The 12,749-nt window shown below is 69.0% G+C and carries 11 protein-coding genes; all 11 read left to right on the plus strand.

All coding sequences use genetic code 11. The annotated features are described in order from the left end of the window. Positions 1-67: 67 nt before the first annotated feature. The 11 genes from O7618_RS29540 to rplW all read left to right on the plus strand — a co-directional run bounded on the left by O7618_RS29540 (position 68) and on the right by rplW (position 12,737). Positions 68-3,955 (plus strand): DNA-directed RNA polymerase subunit beta', encoded by a 3,888-nt coding sequence (locus O7618_RS29540; RefSeq protein WP_278109419.1) that lies wholly within the window; start codon positions 68-70, stop codon positions 3,953-3,955. A gap of 163 nt (positions 3,956-4,118) precedes the next feature. Then, positions 4,119-4,490 carry a hypothetical protein gene (locus tag O7618_RS29545; protein ID WP_278109420.1) on the plus strand — a complete coding sequence of 124 codons (372 nt, stop codon included), beginning with the start codon at positions 4,119-4,121 and terminating at the stop codon, positions 4,488-4,490. 647 nt (positions 4,491-5,137) lie between these two features. Next, positions 5,138-5,509 carry a hypothetical protein gene (locus O7618_RS29550; RefSeq protein ID WP_278110195.1) on the plus strand — a complete coding sequence of 124 codons (372 nt, stop codon included), beginning with the start codon at positions 5,138-5,140 and terminating at the stop codon, positions 5,507-5,509. 487 nt (positions 5,510-5,996) lie between these two features. Beyond that, positions 5,997-6,371 (plus strand): 30S ribosomal protein S12, encoded by a 375-nt coding sequence (rpsL, locus tag O7618_RS29555; RefSeq protein WP_007465318.1) that lies wholly within the window; start codon positions 5,997-5,999, stop codon positions 6,369-6,371. Between the two features lies 1 nt (position 6,372). Next, entirely contained in the window at positions 6,373-6,843 is a 471-nt protein-coding gene (gene rpsG, locus O7618_RS29560; protein ID WP_091065767.1) for a 30S ribosomal protein S7, read from the plus strand. 76 nt (positions 6,844-6,919) lie between these two features. Beyond that, positions 6,920-9,016, plus strand: coding sequence for an elongation factor G (fusA, locus tag O7618_RS29565; protein ID WP_278109423.1), 2,097 nt, complete (start codon positions 6,920-6,922; stop codon positions 9,014-9,016). Between the two features lie 224 nt (positions 9,017-9,240). Next, positions 9,241-10,434 (plus strand): elongation factor Tu, encoded by a 1,194-nt coding sequence (tuf, locus tag O7618_RS29570; protein ID WP_091426406.1) that lies wholly within the window; start codon positions 9,241-9,243, stop codon positions 10,432-10,434. A 356-nt stretch (positions 10,435-10,790) separates the two neighbouring features. Continuing rightward, positions 10,791-11,099 (plus strand): 30S ribosomal protein S10, encoded by a 309-nt coding sequence (gene rpsJ / locus O7618_RS29575; protein ID WP_007073037.1) that lies wholly within the window; start codon positions 10,791-10,793, stop codon positions 11,097-11,099. 11 nt (positions 11,100-11,110) lie between these two features. Further along, positions 11,111-11,776 (plus strand): 50S ribosomal protein L3, encoded by a 666-nt coding sequence (gene rplC, locus O7618_RS29580; protein ID WP_181570340.1) that lies wholly within the window; start codon positions 11,111-11,113, stop codon positions 11,774-11,776. Next, positions 11,773-12,438 carry a 50S ribosomal protein L4 gene (gene rplD / locus O7618_RS29585; RefSeq protein WP_278109424.1) on the plus strand — a complete coding sequence of 222 codons (666 nt, stop codon included), beginning with the start codon at positions 11,773-11,775 and terminating at the stop codon, positions 12,436-12,438. Before rplC ends, rplD begins: the two co-directional genes overlap by 4 nt. Beyond that, positions 12,435-12,737: a 50S ribosomal protein L23 gene (rplW, locus tag O7618_RS29590; protein ID WP_013288632.1), complete on the plus strand. Its 303-nt coding sequence runs from the start codon at positions 12,435-12,437 to the stop codon at positions 12,735-12,737. Before rplD ends, rplW begins: the two co-directional genes overlap by 4 nt. The last annotated feature ends 12 nt before the right edge of the window (positions 12,738-12,749 follow it).

The following is a 12,749-nucleotide window of genomic DNA, read 5'->3' on the forward strand; positions in this document are numbered from 1 at the left end:
GGGCCGGTTCGCCGGCCCCCGATCCCGCCCGTTAGCTAGCAGTACAGACGACGACATAGGGGACACAGTGCTCGACGTCAACTTCTTCGACGAGCTGCGCATCGGTCTCGCCACCGCCGACGACATCCGTCAGTGGTCCCACGGCGAGGTCAAGAAGCCCGAGACCATCAACTACCGCACCCTCAAGCCGGAGAAGGACGGGCTCTTCTGCGAGAAGATCTTCGGTCCGCAGCGGGACTGGGAGTGCTACTGCGGTAAGTACAAGCGGGTCCGTTTCAAGGGCATCATCTGCGAGCGCTGCGGCGTCGAGGTGACCCGCTCCAAGGTTCGCCGGGAGCGGATGGGTCACATCGAGCTGGCCGCTCCGGTGACCCACATCTGGTACTTCAAGGGCGTGCCGAGCCGGCTGGGTTACCTGCTGGACCTCGCCCCGAAGGACCTCGAAAAGATCATCTACTTCGCCTCGTACGTCGTGACGAGCGTGGACGCCGAAGCGCGTCACCGCGACCTCTCGACCATCGAGAACGAGATCCTGGCCGAGAAGCGGCAGGCCGAGAACAGCCGCGACTCGGAGATCGAGAAGCGGGCCGCCAAGCTCGAGGGCGACCTCGCCGAGCTGGAGGCCGAGGGCGCGAAGGCGGACGTCCGGCGCAAGGTCAAGGAGGGCGGAGAGCGCGAGATGCGCCAGATCCGCGACCGGGCCCAGCGCGAGATCGACCGCCTCGACGAGGTCCTCGACACCTTCCGCAAGCTGGAGCCGAAGCAGCTGGTCACCGACGAGCTGCTCTACCGCGAGCTGCGCGACCGCTTCGGTGAGTACTTCACCGGCAGCATGGGCGCCGAGGCCATCAAGGCGCTGGTCCAGAACATGGACCTCACCGCCGAGGCGGAGAACCTCCGCGAGACCATCCGCTCCGGCAAGGGCCAGCGGAAGATCCGGGCGCTCAAGCGGCTGAAGGTCGTCGCGGCGTTCCAGAACACCCGGAACTCGCCGCTCGGCATGGTGCTGGACTGCGTCCCGGTCATCCCGCCGGACCTGCGCCCGATGGTGCAGCTCGACGGTGGCCGCTTCGCGACCTCCGACCTGAACGACCTCTACCGGCGTGTGATCAACCGGAACAACCGCCTCAAGCGGCTGATCGACCTCGGCGCGCCCGAGATCATCGTCAACAACGAGAAGCGGATGCTCCAGGAGGCCGTCGACGCGCTGTTCGACAACGGCCGTCGCGGTCGTCCGGTCACCGGCCCGGGCAACCGGCCGCTGAAGTCGCTCTCCGACATGCTCAAGGGCAAGCAGGGCCGGTTCCGCCAGAACCTGCTGGGCAAGCGCGTCGACTACTCCGGCCGGTCGGTCATCGTGGTCGGCCCGAAGCTCAAGCTGCACCAGTGCGGCCTGCCCAAGCAGATGGCGCTGGAGCTGTTCAAGCCGTTCGTGATGAAGCGGCTGGTCGACCTCAACCACGCGCAGAACATCAAGTCCGCCAAGCGGATGGTCGAGCGGCAGCGCCCGGTCGTGTGGGACGTGCTGGAAGAGGTCATCGGCGAGCACCCGGTCCTGCTGAACCGGGCGCCGACCCTGCACCGCCTGGGCATCCAGGCCTTCGAGCCGCAGCTGGTCGAGGGCAAGGCCATCCAGATCCACCCGCTGGTCTGCACCGCGTTCAACGCCGACTTCGACGGTGACCAGATGGCGGTCCACGTGCCGCTGTCCGCCGAGGCCCAGGCCGAGGCGCGGATCCTGATGCTGTCGTCGAACAACATCCTCAAGCCGGCCGACGGCAAGCCGGTCACCATGCCCACCCAGGACATGGTCATCGGTCTCTACCACCTGACCCACCTCACTCCGGGTGGTCAGGGCGAGGGCCGGGCGTTCAGCTCGGACGCCGAGGCGCGGATGGCGTACGACAACGGTGAGCTGCACCTGCAGACCCCGGTCAAGATCCGGCTGCACGACGTGATCGGTGTCGACAACGGCGCCGGCGCCGAGCCGTGGACCGCGCCCGAGGGCTGGGTCGAGGGCGAGCCGGTGACGGTGGAGACCACCCTGGGCCGGGTCCTGTTCAACGAGACGCTGCCCCCGGGCTACCGCTTCGTGAACTACGAGATCCGCAAGGGCCAGCTCTCCGCGATCGTCAACGACCTCGCCGAGCGCTTCCCGAAGGTGGCCCTGGCGGCCACCCTGGACGGGCTCAAGGAGGCCGGTTTCCACTGGGCCACCTGGTCCGGCGTCACCATCGGCATGGAGGACGTCATCGCTCCGCCGCGCAAGCGGGAGATCCTGGAGCGGTACGAGAAGGAAGCCGACCGGATCGACAAGCAGTACCAGCGTGGTCTGATGACCGCCGAGGAGCGTCGCGGCGAGCTCATCGAGATCTGGACCAAGGCGACCAACGAGGTCGCCAAGGAGATGGACACCGCGCTGCCGCAGGAGAACCCGCTGTGGAAGATGATCAACTCGGGTGCCCGCGGTAACCTGCTCCAGCTCCGGCAGATCGCGGCGATCCGTGGTCTGGTGGCCAACCCGAAGGGCGAGATCATCCCGCGGCCGATCAAGGCCTCGTACCGGGAGGGTCTGTCCGTGCTGGAGTACTTCATCTCCACGCACGGCGCCCGGAAGGGTCTCGCGGACACCGCCCTGCGTACCGCCGACTCGGGTTACCTGACCCGTCGTCTGGTGGACGTCTCGCAGGACGTCATCATCCGCGAGGAGGACTGCGGCACCGACCGGGCCATCCCGATGCAGATCGGTGAGCACCTGGACGGCAAGCTGGTCGTGCACGAGCACGCCGAGACCAGCGTGCACGCCCGGACGCTGGCCGACGACATCAAGGGGCCGGACGGCACCGTGGTGGCCCACCGCGGCCAGGACATCAACTCCATCGGGGTCGACGCGATCGTGGCGGCCGGGGTGGAGACGGTGCGGGTGCGCAGCGTGCTCACCTGCGAGTCGAAGCTGGGCGTCTGCGGTGCGTGCTACGGCCGCTCGCTGCCGACCGGCAAGACCGTGGACGTCGGCGAGGCGGTCGGCATCATCGCCGCCCAGTCGATCGGTGAGCCGGGTACGCAGCTGACCATGCGTACCTTCCACACCGGTGGTGTCGCGGGTGAGGACATCACCCAGGGTCTGCCCCGTGTGCAGGAGATCTTCGAGGCCCGGGTGCCGAAGGGTAAGGCGCCCATCGCCGACACCCCCGGCCGGATCCGGATCGAGGACGGCGAGCGGTCCCGCAAGATCGTGGTCATCCCGGACGACGGCAGCGACGAGATCGTCTACGACAAGATCTCGAAGCGGGTCCGGCTCCGGGCGCACGACGGCGACCACGTCGAGGTCGGCGAGAAGCTCACCGAGGGCACCATCGACCCGCACGAGCTGCTGCGCATCCTCGGCCCGCGCGCGGTCCAGGTCCACCTGACCCAGGAGGTCCAGGAGGTCTACCGCTCGCAGGGTGTGCTCATCCACGACAAGCACATCGAGATCATCATCCGCCAGATGCTCAAGCGGGTGACGGTCATCGACTCCGGCTCGACCGAGTTCCTGCCGGGCGTGCTGGTCGACCGGGCGCTGTTCGAGTCGGAGAACCGCCGGCTCGTCGGCGAGGGCGGCGAGCCCGCCGCCGGTCGTCCGGTGCTGATGGGTATCACCAAGGCCTCGCTGGCCACGGATTCCTGGCTGTCGGCGGCCTCCTTCCAGGAGACCACCCGGGTGCTGACGGACGCGGCGATCCACGCCCGCAGCGACTCGCTGATCGGCCTCAAGGAGAACGTGATCATCGGTAAGCTCATCCCGGCCGGTACGGGCATCAGCAAGTACCGCAACGTCCGGGTCGAGCCGACCGAGGAGGCGAAGGCCAAGGTCTACTCGATGACCGGCTACCCGGAGACCGACTACGGCTTCGGGCCGGCCAGCGGCCAGGCGGTGCCGCTGGACGACTTCGACTTCGGGTCGTACCGCTAAACCGCACGAACGACGAGGCCCCCGGCACCCGCCGGGGGCCTCGTCGCGTCCGGGACCGCTTGCCCCACACCGGTACGCCGAGGTGGTGGGGTCGACCGGCCCCGGATGCCGCCACCTCGGCGAGCTGGCGCGCCGGCTCGTCCGGGCGGGGCAGAATGGGGGCATGACGACCGTGCCGGTGCAGCAGGTGCCCGTCGTGCCGCAGGCGCACCGCCATCCGCACGATCCCGAGCCGGTCCGCTCCACGAAGGCCCGCGCCGTCTTCGCCCTCGGCCTGATCGGCGCGCTGACCGGCTTCTTCGTCGGCGGGGTGGTGCCCGCCACGCTCGCGCTCACCCTGGCCCGGCAGGCCCGCCGGGAGGCGTACGCCTCGGGGGGTTACCTCACCGGCGCCGACTGGCTGCGCCGCGGTGAGCGGCTGGCCCGGGTCGGCCTGGTGCTGACCGCCGTCGCGGTGGTGGCCGCGGTGGTGATCGGGATCATCCGGCACGCCGACGCCTCGTTCGGGCACGACTTCGCGCCGAACTTCGACTGACCCGGTGGGGGAGCGGCCCCGCTCCCACCCACCCGGCGGTGACCCGCGACGGTAGCCTGGCCGGTGTCCGCCGCGCGGCGGGTGAGCCACGTGGACAGGAGGACGCCGTGACGGAACCGGCCCCGCCGGGAGGCGACCCGACCCGCCCAGGTGCCGGGCCGGATCCCGCCGCGCCGGCCGCCGACGCGGTCAGCCCGTGGGCCGCCCCGCGCTCCGCGCCGGACCCGGCGTCGCACTCCGCCGCGCCGTCTCCGCACTCCGCTCCGCCGCCGCACTCCGCTCCGCCGCACTCCGCTCCGCCCGGCCCCTGGCCGCCGGCGGGACCGTACCCGCCGGGCATGCACAACCCGAGGTCCGGTGGGTCGTATCCGCCGGGCACGTACGGCCAGGGGTCCGCGGGGCCGTATCCGCCGAGCACGCACGGTCCCGAGTCCGCGGGGCCGTATCCGCCCGGTCCGCCCGGGTCGGCGTACCAGCCGGGGCACGGCGGGCCCGGGTCGGCGCTCGGGGCGTACCCGGGAAGCGGGCCGGCCCACGGCGGCGGGTGGGGCGCGCCGGGGAGCGCGCCCGGCGGCGGCTGGGCGGGTGAGCCGGCGTTCCCGCCGCCCCCGCGGGAGGCGCCCCGGCCGCCGAAGCGGGTCGACGCGGTGCCGGGCACCCCGTTCGGGGTGGTTCACCTGGACGTGCCGCCGGTCACCTCCGGGCCGGCCATCGGCTCGCTGGTCACCGGGATCGCCTCGATCCTGGTGTCGCTGCTGGTCTTCTGCTTCGGTGTCGCCGGTCCGGACTACGGCGGTGCCTGGGCGGCCGGCGCCTTCACCGTGCTCGGCGCGCTCGCCGGCGTCGGGGCGATCGTGGCCTGGCTGTTCGCCCGCCGCCAGATCAGGCGTCCGGCGCCGCCGCCGGCGGTCCGGTTCACCGGGAACGGCCTGGCGGTGGCCGGGCTCAGCTGCGGCGTGGTGGGGCTGCTGTTGAGCGTGGTGGGGCTGGGAGTCGCGCTGGTGGTGCAGATCACGTGAGGTGCGCCGGACCGGCGACCGGTTGGGGATGGAATGCCCGGTCTGGGGTGGCCGGGGGAGAGCGGGGCCGCCGGGCCGCGCCCGGGACGAGCCGGTACACTTGACGTCGTAGGTGCCCATCGAGGGCGCGCCGGCGATCCGGAAGCCGGCCGGCGGGGCCGCGACGCGGTCCTCCCGAGCCGATCCGTTTTGACCGGCGCGGCTGTGATAGGTACTCTTTTCCCTTGCGCCCGGGCCAGCCCGGGCAATGCGTGCGTGCGCTGGAGCCGGTCAGCCGGTGATCGCGCGGTCGCACCACCAGAGACCAAAGATCCGGTACGACGCGTCAGCGGCGCCACCGGGCCGTGACTCGGGCGACACGCCCGACCGCGGGTGCTGGGACTGCCGTCAGGTGGCCCCGGCTGGAATGTAGGAGAGCCGTCCATCAGGCCGGCTAGAGCAGACGGCGCGGTCGCCTCGCAGCGGCCGAAGGGAGCGGAGAAACCCGGTGCCCACCATTCAGCAGCTGGTCCGAAAGGGCCGACAGGCCAAGACGACCAAGACCAAGACCCCGGCGCTCAAGGGGTCTCCCCAGCGGCGCGGCGTGTGCACCCGCGTGTACACCACCACCCCGAAGAAGCCGAACTCGGCGCTGCGCAAGGTCGCTCGTGTCAAGCTCAGCAGCCAGATCGAGGTGACCGCCTACATCCCGGGCGTCGGCCACAACCTGCAGGAGCACTCGATCGTGCTCGTGCGTGGCGGCCGTGTGAAGGACCTCCCCGGCGTGCGGTACAAGATCGTGCGCGGCTCGCTGGACACCCAGGGTGTCCGCAACCGCAAGCAGGCTCGCAGCCGTTACGGCGCGAAGAAGGAGAAGAGCTGACATGCCGCGTAAGGGACCCGCTCCGCGGAATCCGCTGGTCGCTGACCCGGTGTACAACTCGCCGCTGGTCACCCAGCTGGTGAACAAGATCCTGCTGCGTGGCAAGCGTCAGCTCGCCGAGCGCATCGTGTACGCCGCCCTGGAGGGCTGCCGCGAGAAGTCCGGCACCGACCCCGTCGTCACGCTCAAGCGGGCGATGGACAACGTGAAGCCGACGCTCGAGGTGCGCAGCCGCCGGGTCGGTGGCGCCACCTACCAGGTTCCGGTCGAGGTCCGGCCGGCCCGCGCGACCACGCTCGGTCTGCGCTGGCTGGTGACCTACTCCCGGGCCCGCCGCGAGAAGACCATGATCGAGCGGCTGATGAACGAGCTGCTGGACGCGAGCAACGGCCTCGGTGCCGCCGTCAAGCGGCGCGAGGACACGCACAAGATGGCCGAGTCCAACAAGGCCTTCGCGCACTACCGCTGGTAACACCTGAGGTTCCGGCGCCCACCCGGCGCCGGAACCGCCACCAGTTGTGTCGAGACGACGATAAGTAGGGATTGAAGTGGCCGCCGCAGACGCGCTCGCCAACGTACGCAACATCGGCATCATGGCGCACATCGATGCCGGCAAGACCACGACCACCGAGCGAATCCTCTTCTACACCGGCATCACGTACAAGATCGGCGAGGTCCACGAGGGCGCCGCCGTCATGGACTGGATGGAGCAGGAGCAGGAGCGCGGTATCACCATCACGTCCGCCGCCACGAAGTGCGAGTGGAAGGGCCACACGATCCAGATCATCGACACGCCCGGCCACGTCGACTTCACGGTCGAGGTGGAGCGGTCGCTGCGTGTTCTGGACGGTGCGGTCGCGGTGTACGACGGCGTCGCCGGTGTGGAGCCCCAGACGGAGAACGTCTGGCGCCAGGCGGACAAGTACAACGTCCCCCGGATGTGCTTCGTCAACAAGCTCGACCGGACCGGCGCCGACTTCTTCCGCTGCGTGCAGATGATGATCGACCGGCTCAACGCCACCCCGCTGGTGCTCCAGATCCCGATCGGCCTCGAGGGCGACCACATCGGCGTCGTCGACCTGATCGGCATGCGCGCCCTCACCTGGCGCGGGGAGACCCAGAAGGGTGAGGACTACGCGATCGAGGAGATCCCGGCCGAGCTGGCCGACTCCGCGGCCGAGTGGCGCGAGAAGCTGATGGAGACCCTGGCCGACGTCGACGACGCGGTGATGGAGAAGTACCTGGAGGGCGAGGAGATCTCCGTCGAGGAGATCAAGGCCGCCATCCGTCGTGCCACCATCGCGGGCAAGGCGAACCCGGTGCTCTGCGGTTCGGCGTTCAAGAACAAGGGCGTGCAGCCCATGCTCGACGCCGTCATCGACTTCCTGCCGTCGCCGCTGGACGTTCCGGCGATCGAGGGTACGGCGACCGACGGCGAGACCCCGATGCTGCGGAAGCCGTCGACCTCGGAGCCGTTCTCCGGCCTGGCGTTCAAGATCCAGACCGACAAGCACCTCGGCAAGCTCACCTACGTCCGGGTCTACTCCGGCGTGGTCGAGACCGGCACCCAGGTGGTCAACTCCACCAAGGACCGCAAGGAGCGCATCGGCAAGATCTACCAGATGCACGCCAACAAGCGGGAAGAGCGTGGCTCGGCCAAGGCCGGCGACATCATCGCGGTGCAGGGTCTGAAGCAGACCACCACCGGTGACACCCTGTGCGACTCGGCGAACCCGGTCATCCTGGAGTCGATGACCTTCCCGGAGCCGGTCATCGAGGTCGCGATCGAGCCGAAGACCAAGGCCGACCAGGAGAAGCTCAGCACCGCCATCCAGCGGCTGGCTGAGGAGGACCCGACCTTCCGCGTCAAGCTGGACGACCAGACCGGTCAGACGGTCATCTCCGGCATGGGCGAGCTGCACCTGGACATCCTGGTCGACCGGATGCGCCGCGAGTTCAACGTCGAGGCGAACATCGGTAAGCCGCAGGTGGCGTACCGCGAGACGATCCGCCGCACGGTGGAGAAGATCGAGTACACCCACAAGAAGCAGACCGGTGGCTCCGGCCAGTACGCCCGCGTCATCGTGAGCGTCGAGCCGCTGCCCATGGGCAACGACTCGCCGACCTACGAGTTCGCCAACGCCGTCACCGGTGGCCGTATCCCCCGGGAGTTCATCCCGTCGGTGGACGCCGGCGCCCAGGACGCCATGCAGTACGGCATTCTCGCCGGCTTCCCGCTGGTGGGTGTCAAGCTGACGCTGCTGGACGGCCAGTACCACGAGGTCGACTCGTCGGAAATGGCATTCAAGATCGCCGGCTCGATGGTGATGAAGGAGGCGGCCCGCAAGGCCGACCCCGCACTGCTCGAGCCGATGATGGCTGTTGAGGTCACCACTCCCGAGGAGAACATGGGTGACGTCATCGGCGACCTCAACTCCCGTCGGGGCATCATCCAGGCGATGGAGGAGCGCAGCGGCGCTCGCGTCGTCCGGGCTCTGGTGCCGCTGTCGGAGATGTTCGGCTACGTCGGCGACCTGCGGTCGAAGACCCAGGGCCGGGCTAGCTACAGCATGCAGTTCGACTCCTACGCCGAAGTGCCGCAGAGCGTGGCGAAGGAGATCATCGCCAAGGCGACGGGTGAGTGACGCTCACCCCGAGCTGACCCGATGATCCGGGGGCGGTCGCGGGAGGGATCTCCCGCCCGCGGCCACCTCGGTCGGGTTGGGTGAATCCGGGCCTGTAGGCTTCATCGCCGCAGAACCCACAAAGGCTATCCGGCCGTCAGGTCGGAAAGGCTGTCGACAGAGTCCTACGCGCCGACCGGCGCACCGGGGCGAACGAACCAAGAAAGTCCACCAGGAGGACACCAGTGGCGAAGGCGAAGTTCGAGCGGACTAAGCCGCACGTCAACATCGGCACCATTGGTCACATCGACCACGGTAAGACGACGCTGACGGCGGCCATCACGAAGGTCCTGCACGACCAGTACCCGGACCTGAACCCGTACACGCCGTTCGACGAGATCGACAAGGCGCCGGAGGAGAAGGCCCGCGGCATCACGATCTCGATCGCGCACGTCGAGTACCAGACCGAGGCGCGTCACTACGCGCACGTCGACTGCCCCGGTCACGCCGACTACATCAAGAACATGATCACCGGTGCCGCGCAGATGGACGGCGCGATCCTGGTGGTGGCGGCGACCGACGGCCCGATGCCGCAGACCCGCGAGCACGTGCTGCTGGCCCGTCAGGTCGGTGTGCCGTACATCGTCGTGGCGCTCAACAAGAGCGACATGGTCGACGACGAGGAGCTCCTGGAGCTCGTCGAGCTCGAGGTCCGCGAGCTGCTCTCCTCGCAGGAGTACCCGGGCGACGACCTGCCGGTCGTCCAGGTCTCCGCGCTGAAGGCGCTCGAGGGCGACCCGGTCTGGACCGAGAAGCTGCTCGAGCTGATGAGCGCGGTCGACACCGCGATCCCGCAGCCGGAGCGCGAGACCGAGAAGCCGTTCCTCATGCCCGTCGAGGACGTGTTCACGATCACCGGTCGTGGCACCGTCGTCACCGGTCGTGTCGAGCGTGGCGTGCTGCTCCCGAACGAGGACGTCGAGGTCGTCGGCATCCGCGAGAAGGGCTTCAAGACCAAGGTCACCGCGATCGAGATGTTCCGGAAGACCCTGGACGACGCCCGCGCAGGCGAGAACGTCGGTCTGCTGCTGCGTGGCACCAAGCGCGAGGACGTCGAGCGCGGCATGGTCGTCATCAAGCCGGGCACCACGACCCCGCACACGGAGTTCGAGGCGACGGTCTACATCCTCTCCAAGGAGGAGGGTGGCCGCCACACCCCGTTCTTCCAGAACTACCGTCCGCAGTTCTACTTCCGGACCACGGACGTCACCGGCGTCGTCACGCTGCCCGAGGGCACCGAGATGGTCATGCCGGGCGACAACACCTCGATGTCGGTGAAGCTGATCCAGCCCATCGCCATGGAGGACAACCTGAAGTTCGCGATTCGCGAGGGTGGTCGTACGGTCGGCGCGGGTCGCGTCACCAAGATCATCAAGTGAGCTGGGTAACCCCGATTAGCGTCGCCGCCGGTCGTGCGGCATACTAGTCAGGTTGCGTAACGGCAGTGGGTCGACCGCGTCCGGCTGAGGCTGGACCTCCGGGAGGCAGGCTGTCATCGCGTGGGGTGGTTGATCGCCATCAGCGGTCAACCACCCTCGCGCGGCGTCCAGGTCGTGTTATCCGCGATCGGCGCCATGACCCACCGCGAGGTCAGAGAATCGCTCCGGAGCCCCGGGGCGGAGCCTGGTCCACGGGCGCGACACGCCCGACCGCGGGGGTCGGCGGAAGTGGGCCTGTACCAGCCGGTACAGGTGCCCGCAACACAGCGGCATCGAGAGAAGGAACAGAAGCCACCATGGCGGGACAGAAGATCCGCATCCGGCTCAAGGCCTATGACCACGAGGTCGTCGACTCCTCGGCTCGGAAGATCGTCGAGACGGTGACGCGTACCGGGGCGCAGGTCGCTGGCCCGGTGCCGCTGCCCACGGAGATCAACCGTTTCTGCGTCATCCGCTCGCCGCACAAGTACAAGGACTCGCGCGAGCACTTCGAGATGCGCACGCACAAGCGTCTGATCGACATCATCGACCCGACCCCGAAGACGGTCGACTCGCTCATGCGCCTCGACCTGCCGGCTGGCGTCGACATCGAGATCAAGCTGTAGGGATCGATCAAATGGACAGGCAAGTCAAGGGGATCCTGGGCGCCAAGCTCGGCATGACCCAGGTCTGGGACAACAACAAGGTCGTCCCCGTGACCGTGGTCGAGGCCGGCCCGTGCGTCGTGAGCCAGGTCCGTAGCGCCGACAAGGACGGCTACTCCGCCGTTCAGCTCGCCTACGGAGCCATCGACCCGCGCAAGGTCAAGAAGCCGGTCGCCGGGCACTACGCCAAGGCGGACGTCGCGCCGCGCCGGCACATCGTCGAGCTGCGCACCGCCGACGCCGCGGACTACACGCCGGGCCAGGAGGTCACGGTAGGCGAGTTCCCGGCCGGCGCCGTGATCGATGTGACCGGCAAGACCAAGGGCAAGGGTTACGCCGGCCCGATGAAGCGGCACGGCTTCCACGGTCTGCGCGCCAGCCACGGTGTCGAGCGCAAGCACCGCTCGCCCGGCTCGATCGGCGCCTGCGCGACCCCGGGTCGCGTCTTCAAGGGCACCCGGATGGCGGGCCGGATGGGTGGCGTGCGCTACACCGTCCAGAACCTGACCGTCCAGGCGGTCGACACCGAGAACAACCTCCTGCTCGTCCGCGGCGCCATTCCCGGCCCGAAGGGCGCGCTGGTCCTGGTCCGCACCGCGGCCAAGGCGAAGGTGAAGAAGGGCGGTGTGGCCAAGTGACCACCGTTGACGTCCGCAACGTCGAAGGCGGCAAGAGCGGCTCCGTCGAGCTGCCGGCCGACATCTTCGACGTGCAGGCGAACATCGCGCTGATGCACCAGGTCGTGGTGGCTCAGCTCGCGGCGGCCCGCCAGGGTACGCACAAGACCAAGAGCCGCGGCGAGGTCTCCGGCGGTGGCCGGAAGCCCTACAAGCAGAAGGGCACCGGCCGTGCCCGCCAGGGCTCGACCCGCGCCCCGCAGTTCGCCGGCGGCGGCGTGGTCCACGGCCCGGTGCCGCGCGACTACAGCCAGCGGACCCCGAAGAAGATGAAGGCCGCCGCCCTGCGTGGCGCCCTCTCCGACCGGGCTCGCGCCGGCCAGGTGCACGTCGTCGAGGCGTTCGTCTCGGGCGAGCAGCCGTCCACCAAGGCGGCTCTGGCCACGCTGACCAAGCTGACCAGCGCCCGTCGGGTCCTGGTCGTGCTGAGCAGCACCGACGAGCTGAACTGGGTGTCGCTGCGGAACCTGCGCAACGCGCGGGACAGCCGGGTGCACCTCATCGAGGCCGGCCAGCTCAACACCTATGACGTGCTGGTGGCCGACGACGTGGTCTTCACCAAGGAGGCCCTGGACGAGTTCCTGGGCGTGCCAGCCGAGACCACCGAGGAGGGTGGCAAGTGAGCACGATCGCCGATCCGCGTGACGTCATCGTCGCGCCGGTCGTCTCGGAGAAGAGCTACAGCGAGCTGAACCGGAACTGGTACACCTTCCTGGTGCACCCGGACGCGAACAAGACCGAGATCAAGATCGCTATCCAGCAGATCTTCAACGTCCGCGTCCTGACGGTCAACACGCTCAACCGCGAGGGCAAGCGCAAGCGGACCCGCACCGGGTTCGGCAAGCGCAAGGACACCAAGCGCGCGATGGTGAAGCTGGCTGACGGTGACCGTATCGAGGCCTTCGGCGGCCCGGTCAGCTGAGGGGTGTAGACA

Source organism: Micromonospora sp. WMMD980 (assembly GCF_029626035.1).
Taxonomy (GTDB): Bacteria; Actinomycetota; Actinomycetes; order Mycobacteriales; family Micromonosporaceae; genus Micromonospora.